Source organism: Streptomyces sp. NBC_00102, from assembly GCF_026343115.1.
GTDB lineage: Bacteria > Actinomycetota > Actinomycetes > Streptomycetales > Streptomycetaceae > Streptomyces.
Window position 1 is genome coordinate 1,032,924 of record NZ_JAPEMC010000001.1, and the last position, 17,246, is coordinate 1,050,169.

Annotated in this window: 15 protein-coding genes; 5 read left to right on the plus strand and 10 right to left on the minus strand. The window is 71.0% G+C overall.

The genetic code is table 11. The features are described 5' to 3' along the window. Positions 1-6 precede the first annotated feature (6 nt). A complete protein-coding gene (locus OHA55_RS04665; RefSeq protein WP_323180367.1) occupies positions 7-492 on the minus strand; it encodes a GNAT family N-acetyltransferase in 486 nt (161 codons plus the stop codon). A 125-nt stretch (positions 493-617) separates the two neighbouring features. Between OHA55_RS04665 and OHA55_RS04670 the strand changes: the two genes are divergently transcribed. Further along, positions 618-1,154 carry a kinase gene (locus OHA55_RS04670; RefSeq protein ID WP_266703049.1) on the plus strand — a complete coding sequence of 179 codons (537 nt, stop codon included), beginning with the start codon at positions 618-620 and terminating at the stop codon, positions 1,152-1,154. A 271-nt stretch (positions 1,155-1,425) separates the two neighbouring features. Here the strand turns inward: OHA55_RS04670 and OHA55_RS04675 are convergent, their stop codons facing one another. The 3 genes from OHA55_RS04675 to OHA55_RS04685 form a co-directional block, all read right to left on the minus strand. Next, complete coding sequence (locus OHA55_RS04675; RefSeq protein WP_266703051.1) at positions 1,426-1,995, minus strand: DinB family protein; 570 nt, start codon at positions 1,993-1,995, stop codon at positions 1,426-1,428. Between the two features lie 171 nt (positions 1,996-2,166). Continuing rightward, a complete protein-coding gene (locus tag OHA55_RS04680; protein ID WP_266710419.1) occupies positions 2,167-2,778 on the minus strand; it encodes a DUF1349 domain-containing protein in 612 nt (203 codons plus the stop codon). 5 nt (positions 2,779-2,783) lie between these two features. Then, positions 2,784-4,295: an aldehyde dehydrogenase (NADP(+)) gene (locus tag OHA55_RS04685; RefSeq protein WP_266703053.1), complete on the minus strand. Its 1,512-nt coding sequence runs from the start codon at positions 4,293-4,295 to the stop codon at positions 2,784-2,786. 219 nt (positions 4,296-4,514) lie between these two features. Between OHA55_RS04685 and OHA55_RS04690 the strand changes: the two genes are divergently transcribed. Both OHA55_RS04690 and OHA55_RS04695 read left to right on the plus strand, forming a co-directional pair. Further along, complete coding sequence (locus OHA55_RS04690) at positions 4,515-5,285, plus strand: IclR family transcriptional regulator (protein ID WP_266703055.1); 771 nt, start codon at positions 4,515-4,517, stop codon at positions 5,283-5,285. 115 nt (positions 5,286-5,400) lie between these two features. Continuing rightward, positions 5,401-6,852 (plus strand): penicillin-binding protein 2, encoded by a 1,452-nt coding sequence (locus OHA55_RS04695; protein WP_266703057.1) that lies wholly within the window; start codon positions 5,401-5,403, stop codon positions 6,850-6,852. Between the two features lie 82 nt (positions 6,853-6,934). On the opposite strand, the gene OHA55_RS04700 is transcribed toward OHA55_RS04695, so the two are convergent. Together OHA55_RS04700 and OHA55_RS04705 are read right to left on the minus strand one after the other, a co-directional pair. Next, a complete protein-coding gene (locus tag OHA55_RS04700; protein ID WP_266703059.1) occupies positions 6,935-7,765 on the minus strand; it encodes a glycoside hydrolase domain-containing protein in 831 nt (276 codons plus the stop codon). 218 nt (positions 7,766-7,983) lie between these two features. Further along, a complete protein-coding gene (locus OHA55_RS04705; RefSeq protein ID WP_266703061.1) occupies positions 7,984-9,489 on the minus strand; it encodes an NCS2 family permease in 1,506 nt (501 codons plus the stop codon). Between the two features lie 243 nt (positions 9,490-9,732). Between OHA55_RS04705 and OHA55_RS04710 the strand changes: the two genes are divergently transcribed. Both OHA55_RS04710 and OHA55_RS04715 read left to right on the plus strand, forming a co-directional pair. Next, positions 9,733-10,308: a SigE family RNA polymerase sigma factor gene (locus tag OHA55_RS04710; RefSeq protein ID WP_266703063.1), complete on the plus strand. Its 576-nt coding sequence runs from the start codon at positions 9,733-9,735 to the stop codon at positions 10,306-10,308. Then, positions 10,308-11,021: a hypothetical protein gene (locus tag OHA55_RS04715; RefSeq protein WP_266703065.1), complete on the plus strand. Its 714-nt coding sequence runs from the start codon at positions 10,308-10,310 to the stop codon at positions 11,019-11,021. Before OHA55_RS04710 ends, OHA55_RS04715 begins: the two co-directional genes overlap by 1 nt. A gap of 173 nt (positions 11,022-11,194) precedes the next feature. On the opposite strand, the gene OHA55_RS04720 is transcribed toward OHA55_RS04715, so the two are convergent. The 4 genes from OHA55_RS04720 to OHA55_RS04735 form a co-directional block, all read right to left on the minus strand. Next, positions 11,195-12,520, minus strand: coding sequence for a polysaccharide lyase family 1 protein (locus OHA55_RS04720; protein ID WP_266703067.1), 1,326 nt, complete (start codon positions 12,518-12,520; stop codon positions 11,195-11,197). Between the two features lie 171 nt (positions 12,521-12,691). After that, entirely contained in the window at positions 12,692-13,531 is an 840-nt protein-coding gene (locus OHA55_RS04725; RefSeq protein WP_266703069.1) for a rhamnogalacturonan acetylesterase, read from the minus strand. A 125-nt stretch (positions 13,532-13,656) separates the two neighbouring features. Then, positions 13,657-14,991 (minus strand): sugar ABC transporter substrate-binding protein, encoded by a 1,335-nt coding sequence (locus tag OHA55_RS04730; RefSeq protein ID WP_266703071.1) that lies wholly within the window; start codon positions 14,989-14,991, stop codon positions 13,657-13,659. Between the two features lie 62 nt (positions 14,992-15,053). Continuing rightward, positions 15,054-17,072, minus strand: coding sequence for a pectinesterase family protein (locus OHA55_RS04735; RefSeq protein ID WP_266703073.1), 2,019 nt, complete (start codon positions 17,070-17,072; stop codon positions 15,054-15,056). Positions 17,073-17,246 lie beyond the last annotated feature (174 nt).

The window sequence follows — 17,246 nt, forward strand, 5'->3', positions numbered from 1 at the left end:
GTAATTTCAGCCGTCGCCGAGAACGAGTCGCAGTACGAGGTGGCTGCCGACGCGCGGGGTGTGCGGGTCGGCGGTCCAGCCGTGGCGGGCGTAGAAGGCCTGGGCTCGGGTGTTGGGGGCGAACACCTCCAGCCGCGCGGTGCGGACCCCGGTTCGCCGCCAAGCGTCGGCGCAGGCACGGTGGAGCGCGGTGCCCACGCCCGTACGCCACTGCGAGGGGGCCACGTGCAGCTGGGTGAGGGTGGTGCCGCCGTCGCGTACGGCGTGGCAGGCGACTCCCACCAGGACACCGTCACGTTCCGCGCAGAGCACGGTGGCGTGCTCCGCGTCCACGGCACGGGCCCAGCCGGCGGCGGACCGGCCGACCTCCTCGGGACCCGCGTACGCGTCGGGCGCGAGGTGCCCCCTGTAGTAGGTGGACCGCGCCTCGGTGTGCAGGCGGACTATCGCGTCCAGGTCGGCGGACGTGGCGGTGCGGATCAGGAGGGACATGACGGAGGGGACGCGGGGGCGCACGGGGCCGGTTCCGCGCGGGCGCGTACCGGCGTGGCCCGGGGGCGCGCAGGGCGCCGCGTACCACCGTGTGTCCGGACGGCCCCGCCCGTAGGGTCCGGTGGATGAGAACCGGTACCGCCCAGACCCGTCTCGTCGTGCTGCGCGGGAACTCCGCCTCCGGGAAGTCGGCCGTCGCGGCCGGGGTGCGGGAGCGGTTCGGGCGGGGGGTGGCCCTGGTGGGGCAGGACAATCTGCGCCGGACGGTACTGCGGGAGCGCGACCGGCCCGGGGCGGCGAACATCGGGCTGATCGACGCGGTCACCCGGTACGCCCTCGACGCCGGGTTCCACGTCGTCCTGGAAGGCATCCTCTACGCCGACCACTACGGCTCCATGCTGGCCCGGCTGCGCGCGGACCACCGCGGCCCGACGTACGGCTACTACCTCGACGTGCCGTTCGAGGAGACGCTGCTGCGGCACGCCACCAAGCCGATCGCCGAGGTGGTCGGGGCGGACGACCTGCGGTCCTGGTACCGCCCGCTCGATCTGCTGCCCGGCGGTACGGAGACCGTGATCGGCGCTTCGAGCGCCCTCGCGGAGACGGTCGGGCGGGTGCTGCGGGAGACGGGTCTCGGGCGGCTGCCGGCGGTGGACCGCTGAGCGAAAGACGCCTGAAGACGCCTGAAGACGCCTGAAGACGCCTGAAGACACCTGAAAACGCCTGAAGACGCCTGAAGACACCTGGAGACGCTTGAAGACGCCTGAAGACGTCGTACGGCTCCGAGGCGCGTCCGGCGACGTGGCCGGCGGCGGGTCGGCCACCGACCAGGGGCAGGCACCGACCAGGAGCCACCGACCATGGGCAGGCACCGACCGTGGGCAGGCACCGCGAAGAATCAAGCATCGCCCGGGGTCGGACACGGCCCACACGTCACTGCCCGACCCTCCCGTCGACGCACTCGCGCAGCAGGTCGGCGTGGCCGCAGTGACGGGCGTACTCCTCGATCCGGTGGACCAGCAGTTCCCGGACGGCGATGCCGTCCTCGCCGAGGCGCTCACCGAGGTCAAGATGGCCGGCCAACGCGGCGTCGGTGGCGGCCTGTTCGCGGGCGAGGTCCGCGTACGCGCCGTCCACCAGGGCCTGTTCGGCGAGGGCTCCGTCGAAGTCGCCGTCGCGCGCGCCGTAGAGCTTGGACAGGGGTTCGCCGTCGCTGATCCAGTTGCGCCAGTCGCGCTCCACCTCGGCGAGGTGGCGTACGAGGCCGAGCAGGGACATCGACGACGGCGGGACACTGCGGCGGGCCAGCTGCTCGGGGGTGAGCCCCTCGCACTTCATCAGAAGGGTCAGGCGGTAGTCCTTCAGGTAGTCCTGCAGAGTGGGCAGTTCACCCTCGGGACTGTTCTCCCCGTTGTCGCGGGGGTCGTCGTCCGGATCGGCCCACATGTCGGGGTAGACGGTGGCCTGGGTCCATCGTTCGGGCTGGTCGCTCATGCGCCGCATGATCGTCCATTCGGGCTGGGCCCGCCACCGCTTTTCGCCGGGCCGCCCCGACGCTCAACAACCCCTCCGGTCGGGCCCGTTCAGGAACGGGACCGGCCCCCTGTCCGCCGGACGGAGGCGACGGACGGAGGACCGGAGTACCGGCAGGGGCGGGCGACGGCGCGCGGTGGGTCAGCTGCCGTCGCGCAGGTCGGCGACGCCCTCCGCGCGGAAGGCGATCCGGTCGAAGGTGACCTCGCAGCCGTCGCCCACGGGTGCCTGGACGAGGAAGCCGACCGACGCGGACGCCGTGGCCTCCGGGTCGCCGAGGGCGAAGACCCGGACGAAGGTCCAGGTGACGCCGTCCGGCGAGGCGTGGAAGGCGAAGGCGCCGCCGTTGCGGCTGAGCCGCAGCCAGAAGGTGTCGCCGTCCACGGTGAAGGAGTTGACGTCGTCGGAGACGCCCCGGGTGACCACCGTGCAGATGGTGGGGACTGCGGGCGAGAGTTCCAGGCAAATCTTCGCCCAGTCCTGCTCCCCGACGTGGAGGTAGAGGACGCCCGCGTCGTAGGCACCGGCAAAGCCGGCCTTGACCCGGGCGAGCAGCTGGAAGTCACCGGGCGGCGGGGTGCCGAGGAGGCGGGGTGCGTCGCTGGTCGATTCGAGGGAGTCTCCGCCGGGCGGTACGAAGCGGTCCTGTTGGGCGCCCGCGCGACCGGTCAGTACGCCGTCCTCGTAGGACCACTTGCCCTCGGGGCCGAACGGCTCCAGCTCGAAGGGGAGTTCGGGAAGTCGCACGGTCATGGTCGTCATCCGTTCACCCGGCGGGGCAGGCCCAGCGGGTTGTCGTCGTGGAGTTCGGGCGGGAGGAGACCCTCGGGGGTCGACTGGTACGTCACCGGGCGCAGCCAGCGCTCGATGGCGGTGGCGCCGACCGAGGTCGAGGTGGAGGTGGTCGACGGGTACGGGCCGCCGTGGTGCTGGGCCGGGGCGACGGCGACGCCGGTGGGCCAGCCGTTGACGAGTACGCGTCCGGCGAGCGGGGTGAGGGAGGCGAGGAGGCCGGCGGCGCCGCCGGCCTCTTCCTCGCCGGAGATGTGCAGGGTGGCGGTGAGGTTGCCGGGGAGGCGGCCGAGCACGCCGGCGATCTCGTCCTCGGAGGCGTACCGGGCGACGACGGTGACCGGGCCGAAGCACTCCTCCAGGAGCGCCTGGTGCGGGCCGTCCTCGGCGAGCCGGGCGGCGGGGACGGTGAGGAAGCCGGAGGCGACGGCGTGTTCGCCGCCGTCGCCCGGGGTGACGGGCGCCTCGACCTCGGGGAGGGCGGCCCGTTCGCGCACTCCGGCGATGAAGGCGTCCCGCATCCGGTGGTCGAGCATGACGGCGGGGGCGGTGTCGCCGACGGTCGCGGTGAGGGTCTTCACCAGTCCGTCGCCGCTCTCGCCCGCCGGGACCAGGACGAGTCCGGGCTTGGTGCAGAACTGTCCGGCGCTCATGGTCATCGAGCCGCCGAGTCCGGCGCCGATCTGCTCGCCGCGCTCGGCGGCGGCGGCCTCCGTGATCACGACGGGGTTGAGGGAGCCGAGTTCGCCGTGGAACGGGATGGGGGCGGGGCGGGCGGCGGCCGCGTCGAAGAGGGCGCGTCCACCGCGGATCGAGCCGGTGAAGCCGGCGGCGGAGATCAGCGGGTGGCGGACCAGTTCGACGCCCGCCTCGAAGCCGTGCACCAGCCCGACGATCTCCTCGGGCAGCCCGTGAGTGGCGGCGGCGCGGCGGAGCAGGGAGGCGGTCAGCTCGGAGGTGGCCGGGTGGTCGGGGTGGGACTTGACGACGACCGGGCAGCCCGCGGCCAGGGCGCTCGCGGTGTCGCCGCCGGGGACGGAGAAGGCGAGCGGGAAGTTGCTGGCCGCGTAGACGGCGACGACGCCGAGCGGGATCTTCCAGCGGCGCAGGTCGGGCCAGGGCGGGGTGCGGCCGGCGTCCTCGTGGTCGATGTGGATGTCGAGGAAGGCACCCTCCTCGACGACCTCGGCGAAGGCCCTCAACTGAGCCGCCGTGCGCGCGAGTTCGCCGGTCAGCCGGGGCGCGCCGAGCGCGGTCTCGGCGTCGGCGGTCGCCACGACGGACTCCTGGGCCCCGGCGAGCAGATCGGCCGCGGTGCGCAGGAAGGCGGCACGCACGGTGCGGTCGGCGAGGGCGTCACGGACGGCGTGCGCCGCCCGCACCACGCGGTCGACCTCCTCCGCTGTAGCCTCCACCGCAACCTGCTCGCGCGGGTTCCCGGTGCGGGGGTCGACGCTCCAGACTGGTGCTGCTGCCACCGTTTTCCCTTCCGTACTCTCTGCCACACGCCAGGAAGTTGTTCGGTATTCTGAACAGCGTTCCTCATCGTGAATGTCCTGGAACTCTATTTCCGGGCGTTCCACGTTGGCAAGAAGTCACGGCAACAAGTCACGGCAAGAAGCCACAGCAAGAAGTCACGGGCAAGAAGTCACGGCGAAGTCATGGGACTTCGACGAAGGCAGGAAGGGGCGAGGGCGATGTCGGCTGCCGAGTCTGGTGGGGCGCAGGTCAAGTCCGCGGTACGGACGGTGGAGCTCCTCGAATACTTCGCGGGGCGCCCCGGGATGCACTCCCTCGCCGCCGTGCAGGAGGCGGTGGGCTACCCCAAGTCCAGCCTCTACATGCTGCTGCGCACCCTGGTGGAGCTCGGCTGGGTGGAGACCGACGCCACCGGCACCCGGTACGGCATCGGGGTGCGCGCGCTGCTGGTCGGCACCTCGTACATCGACGGCGACGAGGTGGTGGCCGCCGCCCGGCCCACGCTCGACCGGCTCTCCGACGACACCACGGAGACCATCCACCTGGCCCGGCTCGACGGCACCAACGTGGTCTACCTCGCCACCCGGCAGTCCCAGCACTACCTGCGCCCCTTCACCCGCGTCGGCCGCCGGCTGCCCGCCCACTCCACCTCGCTGGGCAAGGCGCTGCTGGCCACCTACAGCGACGAGCAGGTGCGCAAGCTGCTGCCCGAGACGCTGCCCGCGCTGACCGAGCACACCCTGACCGACCGCGAGCGGCTCATCGAGGAGCTGCACACCATCCGCGAGCAGGGGTACGCGGTGGACCGCGAGGAGAACACGCTGGGGCTGCGCTGTTTCGGCGTGGCGATCCCGTACCGGACGCCCTCGCGCGACGCGATCAGCTGCTCGGTGCCGGTCGCCCGGCTCACCCCCGCCCACGAGCAGACGGTGAAGGACGCCCTCTTCGACGCCCGCGACCGCCTGACGCTGGCGACCCGCCGGCTCTGAGCGTCACACCGGAAAAGGACGAAACACCCAAAGGGTGACCGGGGCCGCCTGAGAAATCGGTGAGAAGCGGCACAACCGGGAACATCCGCCGCCCCACCGTTCGTCCCCCGTCGGGATGAACAAAACGATCAGGCGTGCCTCGGTCTTCTGTCTGCTCCTGGTCCTCGCGCTGCTGGTGCGGGCGACCTGGGTGCAGGTGTACGACGCGAAGGCACTCGCGGACAACGACAACAACCGGCGGAACACCATCGCGCAGTACGCGCAGCCGCTCGGTGACATCATCGTGGCCGGCTCCCCGGTCACCGGATCGCAGAGGACGGAGAGCGGAGATCTCGCGTACAAGCGCACCTACACGGACGGAGAGCTCTACGCCGCCGTCACCGGATACGGCTCGCAGGCGTACGGCTCCACCCAGCTGGAGGGCATCTACGGCTCGGTGCTCGACGGCACCGACGACCGGCTGAAGAACCCGGCCGACGTCGTCACCGGCAAGCAGGCGGCCCCGGGCGACGTGCTGACCACGATCGACCCGGACGTGCAGAAGGCCGCCTACGAGGCGCTCGGCGACGACAAGGGCGCGGCGGTCGCGATGGACCCGAAGACCGGCCGCATCCTCGGCATGGTCTCCACCCCCTCGTACGACCCGTCGACGATCAGCGGGACGACGGATGGGGATGCCTGGCAGAAGCTGCTGGACGACCCCGACAAGGCGCTGGTCAACCGTGCCCTGCGGCAGCCGCTGGCGCCGGGTTCGACGTTCAAGCTGGTGGTGGCCTCGGCGGCGCTGGAGAACGGCCTCTACGACTCCGTGGACCAGGCCACGGACAGCCCCGATCCCTTCACCCTGCCGGGCACCACGACGGTACTGAAGAACGAGAGCGCCTCGGCCCCCTGCGAGAACGCCACCCTGCGCACGGCGCTCCAGTACTCCTGCAACAACGTCTTCGCCAAGGTGGCGTCCGACCTCGGTCAGGAGAAGCTGCGGGCGATGGCGGAGAAGTTCGGGTTCAACACCGAGAAGCTCGACGTGCCGGTGCGCGCCTCGGCGAGCGTGTACCCGGAGAAGATGGACAGCGCGCAGACCGCGCTCACCGGCATCGGCCAGTTCGAGGTGACGGCCACCCCGATGCAGATGGCGATGGTCTCCGCGGCCCTCGCCAACGGCGGCGAGCTGGCCGCGCCGCACATGGTCTCCTCGGTGACGGACTCCGAGGGGTCGGCGCTCCAGGAGTACGCGGACGGCGACACCGAGCGGGTGGTGTCGGAGTCGACCGCCGCCCAGTTGCGCAGCGCGATGGTGACGGTGGTCGAGGACGGTACGGGCACCAACGCGCGGATCGACGGCGCCGAGGTGGGCGGCAAGACGGGGACGGCCCAGAACGGCGTGGGCAACGAGAACACCCCGTACGCCTGGTTCACCTCGTACGCCAAGGACGACTCCTCCGGCAAGGAGGTGGCGGTCGCCGTGGTCGTGGAGGACTCGGGGGCGGCTCGTTCCGAGGTCAGCGGCAACGGTCTGGCGGCGCCGGTCGCCAGGAAGATGATGGAGGCGGCGCTCGCGGGGTGAGGCCGCAGGACCCCGCGCGAACGGGCCGGCTCCCCGGAGAGGGGAGGCCGGCCCGTTCGACGGGTCACAGGGGGCACACGGGTCAGCCAACGATGGCGACCGGGGCGTCCCAGGCGTCGCGGTCGACGGTGAGGGTGTAACCGCCGCGCTTCTCCTTGCTGTTGACCTGGTACTGGTGGCCGCGGCTGTGGTCGGTGTACAGCGTCTTGGCCCACGGCCAGTCGGTCGTGGTGGTGGACTTGCCGTCCCAGAGCGCGTACCAGAGGTTGCCCGGCAGGTCGGTCTTGTTCGTCGCCGTGGCGACGGCCTTGGCGCTGGAGCTGCTGAAGCCGTAGAACCCGGCCCGGTAGGTCTTGGCGCGCAGGGTCTTGGTGAACGAGCGCGTGTACGCCAGCACCGCGTCGTTGCAGGCCTTGTCCGTGATCGTGTACGGCTCGACGTCGAGGTAGATCGGGCTGCCGGCCTTCATCCCGAGCGCCGCGGCCTTGGCCACCGCGTCGTTGCCGTCCTTGACCCCGAGCGAGGTCGCCGTGGCGGCGGTCAGCTTCTCCGGGCTCGCGCTCTTCTGACAGGGCGGCTGGGCACCCACGTAGATCGGGATGAGCTTCCAGCCGGTCGAGTTGACCGACTTCACCCACGACGAGGTCAGGTTGGGCTGCGCGCAGCCCCGGTTCTTGCCGCCGATGTAGACGGCGGCTCCGCCGTAGAACTTGTCGGCCTTCCACGCCTTCATCGCGGCGAGCGACGGCGCGGTGCAGGTGTCGAAGGCCTGCCCCGTGAAGGTCTTCTGCGCGGGCCACGCGGTGGCGGCCATCGACGTCTGGGCCACGATCCCGGACCCCACGACGGCGACCGCCGCCGCAGTCCCCCAGGCGATGTAGCGGCCCTTCTTGGACAACCGGTGTCTGGACAATCCCCCACCCCATTCGGATCGGTGCTTCCGGCCGCAGCCGTGCCCGACGCGGTCGGAACGCGGCTTCGGGGCACGGAAGGCGGCGCCCGTGGACGGGCGTTCGGAGCGGGCACCATATCCGACTTCACCGGCATGACCGGCGGCGGGGTCGGGCGTCCGGGGCCCGATGCCGCTCCCCGGACACCCGCCCACGCTTCAGCCGGCGGTACGCCCGATGGTCACTTGACGCCGAGCAGCTGCTCGATCGGGTCGATCGCGAAGTACACCAGGAACAGGGCCGAGGTGGCCCAGAGCAGCCAGTGGACCTCCCGCGCCTTGCCGAGCGCGGCCTTGATCACGACGTAGGCGAGGAAGCCCGCGCCGATGCCGTTGGTGATCGAGTACGTGAACGGCATGACGGCGATCGTCAGGAACGCCGGGATGGCGATCTCGTAGCTCTCCCACTCGATGTGGCGGACCTGCGACATCAGCAGGAAGCCGACCGCGATGAGCGCGGGCGCCGCGGCCTGGGCCGGGACGACGGTGGCCAGCGGGGTGAGGAAGAGTGCGACGGCGAAGAGGGCGCCGGTGACCAGGGAGGCGAAGCCGGTACGGGCGCCCTCGCCGACGCCCGCCGCGGACTCGATGTAGGCGGTGTTGGAAGAGGCGGAGGCTGCTCCGCCCACGGCGGCGGCCGCTCCGTCGATCAGCAGGACGCGGCCGATGTTCGGGACGTCACCGTTCTCGTCGAGCAGCCCGGCCTCCTGGGAGACGCCGACGACCGTGCCCATGGTGTCGAAGAAGTCGCTGAGGATCAGGGTGAAGATCAGCAGGACGATGGTGACCACGCCGACCTGCTGGAAAGCGCCGAAGAGGCTGAAGGAGCCGACGAGCCCGAAGTCGGGGGCCGCGACGAGGTCGTCGGGGACCGAGGGGACGGTCAGGCCCCAGGCGGCCGGCGCGATGTCGGCGATCTCGTTGACGACGATCGCCAGCACGGTGCTGACCACGATGCTGATGAGGATCGCGCCCTTCACCTTGCGGACCATCAGGGCGACGGTGAGCAGCACACCGACGCAGAAGACCAGCACCGGCCAGCCGGTGAGGTGTCCGGTCGACCCGAGCTGCACGGGGGTCGAGCCGGTCTCGCCGGGGATGCGGGTGACGAACCCGGCGTCGACGAACCCGATGAAGGCGATGAAGAGCCCGATGCCGACGCTGATGGCCTGCTTGAGGGCGGGCGGGATCGCCCGCATCACGGCCTCGCGCAGCCCGGTGACGACCAGGACGCAGATGATGAGCCCTTCGAGGACGACCAGGCCCATCGCGTCGGGCCAGCTCATCAGCGGGGCGATCTGGAACGCGACGACCGCGTTGAGGCCGAGGCCCGCGGCGATGGCGAGCGGGAGGTTGCCGCCGAGCCCCATGATCGCGGTCATCACGGCGGCCACCAGCGCGGTGACGGTGACGAGTTGGGGCGTGGAGAGGTGGGCGCCGAACTTGTCCTCGGCCGAGCCGAGGATGATCGGGTTGAGGACCAGGATGTAGGCCATCGTGAAGAAGGTCGCGAAGCCGCCGCGTATCTCGCGGCCGAGGCTCGATCCGCGCGCGGTGATGGCGAACCAACGGTCCAGCGCGTTCCCGCCGGTGCCGGACGGTGCGGCGTCCGGCGCCCCCGGCTTCCCCGGTGCCTGCGGTGCCTGCGGCTCTTCGGGGGCTTGTGGTGCTTGTGGTGCTTCAGGCATGGCGCTCCTCGGAGAGTGGGTGGTCATGGAGAGGTCTGCGGGGCGAGTGACTGAATGTTCCCTCCTGGAAGGGGGGTTCAGGTTTTCGCCGTGTTACGCCTTACTTGGAGTGACACCCGGTTCGCAGCGCGTCCGGAGCGCGCTGATACGCTCTCGCACCGCTCGCACCCCTGGGTGCCGCTGAGGGAACGTACACAGCCGGCGCGGTTCGCGTACAGGGATCGAGAGCAGGGAGAGGTACCCGTGGGCACTGTGGTCGACGCTGCCGCTGCCGCCGAGTTCCATCAGTTCTTCGAGGCGCACTACGCCGAACTGGCGCGTCTCGCCCACTTGTTGACAGGCGAGGCGGATGCGGCCGATGATCTGGCCGCTGACGCCATGATGGCCCTCTGGCACCGTTGGGACCGGATGAGGGAGGCGGATCACCCCGTCGCGTACGCCCGCGGAGTCGTCACCAACCTCGCCCGTACCCGGATTCGCGGCGCGGTGCGCGAGCGTCGCAGGATCGCCCTGTTCTGGGCGCCGCGCTCCGGGGGCGGCGACGGGTTCGCCGTGGAGGATCCCGACGTGACCACCGTGGTGGACGTCCAGGAGGCCCTGCGTAGGCTGCCGTTCAGGAAACGGGCCTGCGTCGTGCTGCGGCATGCGTTCGACCTGTCCGAGCGGGACACCTCGTTGGTCCTCGGGATCTCGGTCGGTACGGTGAAGAGCCAGACCTCCCGCGGCTTGGCGGAGTTGCAGCGACTGCTGGGCCCCGGGGCGGGACCGGCCCCGGCGCGGGTGGCCGTGGCGGGGCAGCCCGGCGGAGGAAGGCACTGATGGACGAAGAGCTGCGGGAGCGCCTCCGCGGTGCGGCACTGGAACACCGCCCGGACCGCGAACGGATGTGGGCCCGGATCGAGCGCGGGATGGAGCAGGACCCGCCGCCCGGACGGGTGCCGCGCCCGCCGCGCGCCCCGATGCCGAGGCTGCGGATCGCTGCGGCGACGGCGGCGGTGTGCGGGGTGCTCGTGGTGGTCTCGCTCGGCGTCGCGTGGACGGGCCGCGACGGCAGGTCCGGCCGGCCCGTGGCGGCCTCGCCGACCCGTACGGGGACGGCGCCCGCCCTCTCCGGGGAGCGCGGCGGCCAACTCCCCCCCTCCAACGGTCCGGTGTCCACGCGCGGGGTGGTGGACGCCGGCGGAAACGAGTACTGGACGCAGAGCAATGTGCTGGTGACGGCGGCCCGGCCGCTCTCCGCCCTCACGGTGGAGCTGCGGATCGCGCTGACCGCCGGTGTGGACGACACCGGTCACTGGACCTCGGGGCACACGGAGGACTACGCGACCTCCGTGGACGAGGAGGGCGGTTTCCTGGTGTTCCGCTGGACGCTGCTGCCGGGCCGCACGGTCCCGGCGGCCACCCTCACCTTCGCGGGCCAGTACGACCACGCGCAGGGCCGGCGGGACACGAGCCGCGACGACTTCACCGTGCACAGCGCCTTCGACACCGGTGTGTCGGCGAGCGGCGGGGTCTTCCCGCCCGCCGGCTGACCGGGCACGGACACCGGCACCGGCACCGGCACGCGTACGGGCGCCACGCTCGGCCGGAACGCCCGCGGAACGGCGGAGCGGGAGAGGGCGCGGACCCGCACAGTCCGCACGCTCTCCCGCCGGTGGAGGTCCGCCCGGGCCGGCCGGCAGGCGGCGGCCCCGGGCGGACGGGGTCAGCAGTGGCCGCCGGCTCCGGCCTCACGGTCCACGATCGCCGGGACGGCACGCGGCGAGTCGACCTTGGTCCGCAGGACCGGGGTCCAGCCGGCGCCCGAGGCGAGCTGCTCGGCCGGGACACCCGCGTTGTGCACGGCGATCAGGTCGGTCTTCTTCCCGTTGACGTAGTTGTCGCCGGCCGTCAGCGGGGACTCCTTCCACTTCTTCAGGATGAGCGCCGGGTCGTGGTCCGCCGAGAGCGTGAACGCGTTGTGCTCGGCGACGAGCTGGGACTCGATGCCGATGCCGTAGGAGTAGCCGTACGGGCTGCCGGCCGTGGACACGAAGTGGTTGTTGTACGAGTCGACCTGGCCGAAGCGGACGCGCGGGGCGCGCTCCTTCAGGTTCTGGAAGAGGTTGTGGTGCAGGGTCACCCGGAGCTTGCCCCGGTCGGTCGCGCCCGCGCTGTCGCTGTTGCCGATGAGCATCGTCTTGTCGTGGTCCTTGAGGACGTTCCACGAGACGGTGACCAGGTCGGCGCCGCGCACGATGTCGAAGAGCCCGTCGTGCTGCTGGTAGACCGTGCCGAAATAGTGCGGCTGGGCCGAGTCGGGGCGGTCGCCGTCGCTGAAGGTGTTGTGGTCGACCCAGACGTGGTCGGAGCCGTAGACCACGAGGTTGTCGTACTCCGAGTTCCAGGCCCCGGTGTCGGTGTCGGTCGGGTCCCACTGCGGGAAGCAGTCGTAGGTGTCCTCGAAGCTCAGGTTGCGGACGATGACGTTCGAGACGCCCTTGATCTGGAGGCTGGCCCCGATGACGGTGGCGTCGTCGCCGACGCCGATCAGGGTGGTGTTCGAGGGGACGTTGACGTTGACGGCCGCCGCCTGGAGTGCGGCGGAGGCGGCGCGGGCGTCCTCCAGCGGGCCGCTGGGAACGGCGTCGGTGCCCCAGACGGCCGGGTCGTAGGCGGCGAGGTACTTGTCCAGGGTGTAACCGTCGGTGTAGTAGTCCTCGCAGCCGATGGGGGTGCCGTTCACGTCGGAGTTGCCGTGGACGGTCCCGGCGATCTTGACGATCTTGGGGGCGTCACCGGCGTCCTCGAACGCGGCGATCAGCTCCGCGCGGTTGGTGACCGTGTAGATGTGGTCGCGGGTGGCCGCCGAACCGCCGGTGGTCGAGCCGTCCGCGGAGGCCCAGCCGTCGTGGGCGGGCAGAACGGCGCGCTCGATCCCCTTCGAGTGCGGCCGGGAGGCGGCCTGGGCGGGCAGCGACACCGCGAGGGCCAGGGAGGCGCAGCCCATCACCACGGTGATGGCACGGACGTGACGCATGCGTGCGGGCATGGGATTCCTTCGGTTCGTCGGGAGGAGGGACGACGGAGCCCGGCAGGGGGCGGGCTCCGCACGGGTGGTACGCGGTGATCGACCGGCGGTACGCCGTGATCGACCGGTGGTGCGCGGTGATCGACCGGTGGTGCGCGGTGATCGGTGGTGCGGGTTCCGGTGGGGCGGAAGTCAGGGTTGCGGCTCGGACGGTGGCGGCCAGGTGATCCACCCGGCCGGGACGAGGGCGTCGAGCCGGCGCACGTCGCCGGGGGCGAGCACCCGGGCGTCCAGCAGGGCGCGGGCGGTGGTCCGGGCGACGTCGACGGCGCCGCGCGGCTGGAAGTGCGTGTTGTCCTGCACGCCGTCCGGGTAGTTCGGCGACGTGCCGGGCGCCAGCCAGTTGAAGTAGTCCTGGGTGGCCTCGGGTCCCAGTTCCTGCCAGCGGGCGAGGGTGAGCGCCTGGGTGTCGATCAGCGGGACCCGCTCCTCGGCGGCGAGGGCGCGCATCGCCGCCGGGTACTCCCCGTGGCTGGCCTTGGCGGTGCCGTCCTCGGCGAAACGGCGACGCTCGACCGGGGTGAGCAGGACGGGCCGGGCATGCCGGGCGCGGGCCTCGGTGACGAAGAGGCGCAGGTGGTCCTGGTAGGTGGTCCAGGGGTCGGTGCCGCGGAGCGGGTCGGTGGTCTTCTCGTCGTTGTGGCCGAACTGGATGAACAGGAAGTCGCCAGGGCGTACTTCGGGGAGCAGTGCGGCGAGCAGGCCCTCGTCGACGAAGCTCTTGGAACTCCGGCCGTTCATCGCGTGGTTGGCGACACGGAGCCCCTGCCCGAGGAAGAAGGGCAGGGCCATGCCCCAGCCGGTCTCGGGGGCCGCGTCGGAGTACTTCTGCGCGGCCGTCGAGTCACCGGCGATGTGCACGGTACGAGGACGGGGGCGTGGTTCCCGTCCCCGCGCCTCGGCCGGCAGTGCGGCAAGAGCGAGGGGCAGGGCCGCGAGCGCGGCCGCCGTCCGTCTGCGGGTGAGTGACACGGGGTTCCTGCCTCTCGGGGCGTGCGGGGGTGGAGGGGGGCCGGCGGCGGGGCGTTGCGGGCCGCTGCCGGCTCCCGTTCATCGGGGTGGGTCGTGGTGCGTGCGGAGCGGGGGTGTCCGGCCGGTCAGCCGTTGCCCAGCTCCTTCCACTCCTTCTGCGCCGCGTTCAGCTCGCCGGCGATCTTGTCCAGGAAGTCCTTCGCGGAGATCTTGCCGAGCAGCAGCTTCTGGAACTCGGGCTCGTTGTCGGCCTTGGAGATGTTGTTCCAGTCGGGCAGGTAGTAGGGCAGGTTCACGATCTTGGTGGAACCGTCGGTGAGAGCCTTGGCCGCGAGCGCGGTCGGCTCGGAGGCGGTGATCCAGGAGTCCTGCGCCGCGTCGGTGTTGGCGGGGATGGCGCCGGCCGACTCGTTCCACTTGCTGTTGGAGGTGTGGGAGGCGGCGAACTCGATGAACTTCCAGGCGGCGGTCTTGTTCTTGCTGCTGCGGAAGAGGCCGAGCCCGTCGACCGGGTTGGAGACCTGGACGCGGGTGCCGCTGTCACCGATCGGGTTGGGGATGCCGGCGAACTTGTCGTTGCCGAGCGCCTTCACGTGGTCCTGGTAGGAGCCGAGGTTGTGGCTCAGCATGCCGATGGTGCCGGTGTCCCACTGCGCGACCATCTTGGTGAAGTCGTTGTTGACGTCGGCGGACGGGGTCGCCTTCTTGAAGAGGCCGACGTACTTCTCCAGCGCGGCGACGTTCTTGGGGTCGTTGACCGTGGTGGTGTCGCCGTTCCAGAAATCCGTGATGCCCGACTGGCCGTAGGCGGCGTCCAGAGCCTGGGCGATGGAGCCCGCCCCGCCTCTGATGGTGTAGCCGAACTTGTTGTTCTTGGAGTCGGTCAGCTTGTCGGCCGCCTCGTAGAACTTCGCCCAGGTGGAGGGTGCGTCCAGACCGGCGGCCTGGAACAGGTCGGTTCTGTACCAGAGGGTTCCGTTGTTCGCGGAGGTCGGCACGGAGTACATGTCGTCGCCCCGGCCGCCGGCGTCCTTGACGCTCGCGACCATGCCCTCGACGAGCTTGCCCTTCAGCGAGGACTTCTCGATCCGGTCCTGGACCGGCTCCAGCGCCTCCTGCGAGACGATGTTGGCGAGGTAGGCCGTACCGACGCCGCCGACGTCCGGCAGGCCGCCGCCCGCGATGGCGGTGTCGTACTTGGACTGCACGTCGGCGATCGGGATCGGGACGTACTTGACCTTGATGTCCGGGTTCTCCTTCTCGAAATCCTTGATGATCTCGGTCCAGATCTCGGTGCGCGGGCCGCCGTTGTTGTCCCAGAAGGTGATCTCGCCCTTGCCGCTGCCCTCGGTGCCGGAGCTGCTGCCGTCGTCACCGCACGCGGTGGCCGTCAGGGCGAGCATGGCGGTCAGCGAGACCGCTGCCGCGGCGCGCCCCCGGGACTTCTTGGAAATGGTCATGGTTCGGCTCTTCTCTGTGGGTGGGTACGGGTGTGCCGTGTACGCCGTGCAGGTGGGGGGCGTCAGCGCCGGCGGTGCGGTGCCCAGCCGTCCTCGCCCGCGAGGTAGTTGCCCACCTCGTGGAGCGCGGCGTCGGCCGGGGACATCTGGGGGCGGTCCGGGGTGGCTGCGGCGCCGGGACCGTAGGTCCGGTACTCGCTGAACCGGGCTTCCCGCCAGGGGAAGCCGCTCATGTCGGACCAGGGGCTCGCCTTGACGGCGGCGGGCAGCGACGTCTCGCGGATCAGCACCTGGCCGATCGCGTCCGGGTTGCCGCTCGGGTGCCAGGGGCGGCCGAGGTGGAAGGTGTCCGCGGGGGCGTCGCTGATGATCCGGCTGCGGGTGATCAGGATGCCGTACGGGTTCTCCTTCCAGGTCGAAGCCGCCGTGATGTAGCCGTTGTTGGTGTCCGATCCGCGGCTGAGCGCCTTGATCACGGACTTCTCGACGACGGTGGTGGCACGGCCGTAGAGGAAGTCGACGTCGCCCTCGACGTAGGAGCCGGTGATGTAGACGCGCGCCTTCTGGGTGAGTGCCGGGGTGTCGGTCATCAGGGTGTCCTGGTTGCCGAGGAAGGCGGTGTTCCTGAAGGTCAGCCGGTCGCCGGTGGTCTTGACCGCGAGCGCCTGCTCGCCGCTGATCTCCACGGCGGCCTCGTCGAAGTCGTTGGAGAAGGTGAGATTCTCGGCCGTGAAGTCGTGGCCCTCCACCAGGACGGTGGCGCTGCCGGTGGAGCCCTGGGTGGTGCCGTCCGGCTTGAGTTCGCCCTGCGGGGTGTCGAAGACGATCAGGGTGTCGGAGCGCCGCTCGCCGGTGCCGACGAGGGAGACGTACGGCTGGTTCTTGCCGATCCGGACGTGTTCCCGGTACGTGCCGGGCGCCAGGCGCACGGTGATCCGGCCGTCGTTGCCCTGCGGTACGGCGTCGACGGCGGCCTGCACGGTGGGGTAGTCGGCCGGCACACGCAGCACGGTGTCGGTGCCGATGTCCCGCTGCGGGCCGGAGTCGCGGGTGACGATCCCGGGGACGTCGGCCGCGCGGTCCAGGCGGTACGGATAGAACGCGCGCGGGTCGAAGGCGGCGCCCCAGGTGTCGGTGCGGCCCGTGGTGTTCTTCAGGATCGAGCCGCGCTGGACGAGTTGGGCGGTGGCGTCCGCCTGGTAGGGGTGCTGGACGTCCCGGAAGTAGCTGTTCTCGATGACCATCTTCGTCGCGCCGCGCGCCCAGTTGCCGTACGTCCACACCGGGTCGCCGTCCGCGACCTGCGCGGAGACGTAGTTGTTGTAGAGGTGGGCGTAGGCGCAGTTGTCGGCGGAGGGGTTGCGCTGTTTGGTCCCGGTGAACCAGTTGTGGTCGACGGTGATCTCGGTGCTGACGTTCGTCGTCCAGCCGATCCCGAACGCCTTGTTGTGCTGGGCGAACTGGTTGTACGAGACGGTGATGTACCGGCTGTCCTTGCGGATGTCGAGCAGTCCGTCGCCCATGTGCGTGAAGCGGTTGTGGTCGATCCAGACATGGTCGGCGGTGTCCATCTGGATGGCGTCGAAGTCCGTGGTCTTCCCGTCCCAGTCGCCCTCGACGTAGCTGTCGCGGATGGTGAGGTTGCGGATGATCACGTTGTGGGTACCGGGATCGAGGTGGAGTTCGCCGTGGACGATCTCGGCGGTGTCCCCGACGCCGACGATGGTCTTGTCGGAGGTCACGTCGACGTCGTGACCGAAGGGCTCCACGGCCAGCGAGCCGGCGACCCGGATGACGTACGGCCCGTCGGCGCCCGCGTACCTCGCCAGATCGGCCTGGTTGGTGACGGTGACGACCGGTCCTCCCGCGCCACCGGTCGTGCCTCCGGCCAGCGAGGCGAAGCCGTGCGGGGTGTCGGCCCAGGTGCTGTGCGCACCGGACGGTCCCGGGCCCGCCGTCGCGGGGGCGGATGCCTGGGCGGCCTCGGCGGCCGGGCTCGCGGGCAGGAGGAACGCCCCGGCCAGGGCGAGCACGGCTGCGAGCGTGCTTCCTCGGGTGCGCGAGGTACGGAGGTGCGTCATTGCGGCTCCCATACGTGCGGTGCAGATGTGTCCGTGCTGCGGTGCGAACTGCCGTGCGTGCGGTACGGCAGTGGCCGTGCGGGCGGTGCGGGACGTGCGAGGTGCGGGACGTGCGAGGTGCCGGTGCGAAGGTGCGTGACGTGCGGTGGTGCGGGGCGACCGGTGTGCGGTGGT

Bases quoted from the DNA above. Each gene is read 5' to 3' on its own strand.
- OHA55_RS04665 (WP_323180367.1), bottom strand. From the start codon at position 492: ATGTCCCTCCTGATCCGCACCGCCACGTCCGCCGACCTGGACGCGATA.
- OHA55_RS04670 (WP_266703049.1), top strand. From the start codon at position 618: ATGAGAACCGGTACCGCCCAGACCCGTCTCGTCGTGCTGCGCGGGAAC.
- OHA55_RS04675 (WP_266703051.1), bottom strand. From the start codon at position 1,995: ATGCGGCGCATGAGCGACCAGCCCGAACGATGGACCCAGGCCACCGTC.
- OHA55_RS04680 (WP_266710419.1), bottom strand. From the start codon at position 2,778: ATGACCGTGCGACTTCCCGAACTCCCCTTCGAGCTGGAGCCGTTCGGC.
- OHA55_RS04690 (WP_266703055.1), top strand. From the start codon at position 4,515: ATGTCGGCTGCCGAGTCTGGTGGGGCGCAGGTCAAGTCCGCGGTACGG.
- OHA55_RS04695 (WP_266703057.1), top strand. From the start codon at position 5,401: ATGAACAAAACGATCAGGCGTGCCTCGGTCTTCTGTCTGCTCCTGGTC.
- OHA55_RS04705 (WP_266703061.1), bottom strand. From the start codon at position 9,489: ATGCCTGAAGCACCACAAGCACCACAAGCCCCCGAAGAGCCGCAGGCA.
- OHA55_RS04715 (WP_266703065.1), top strand. From the start codon at position 10,308: ATGGACGAAGAGCTGCGGGAGCGCCTCCGCGGTGCGGCACTGGAACAC.
- OHA55_RS04720 (WP_266703067.1), bottom strand. From the start codon at position 12,520: ATGCCCGCACGCATGCGTCACGTCCGTGCCATCACCGTGGTGATGGGC.
- OHA55_RS04730 (WP_266703071.1), bottom strand. From the start codon at position 14,991: ATGACCATTTCCAAGAAGTCCCGGGGGCGCGCCGCGGCAGCGGTCTCG.
- OHA55_RS04735 (WP_266703073.1), bottom strand. From the start codon at position 17,072: ATGACGCACCTCCGTACCTCGCGCACCCGAGGAAGCACGCTCGCAGCC.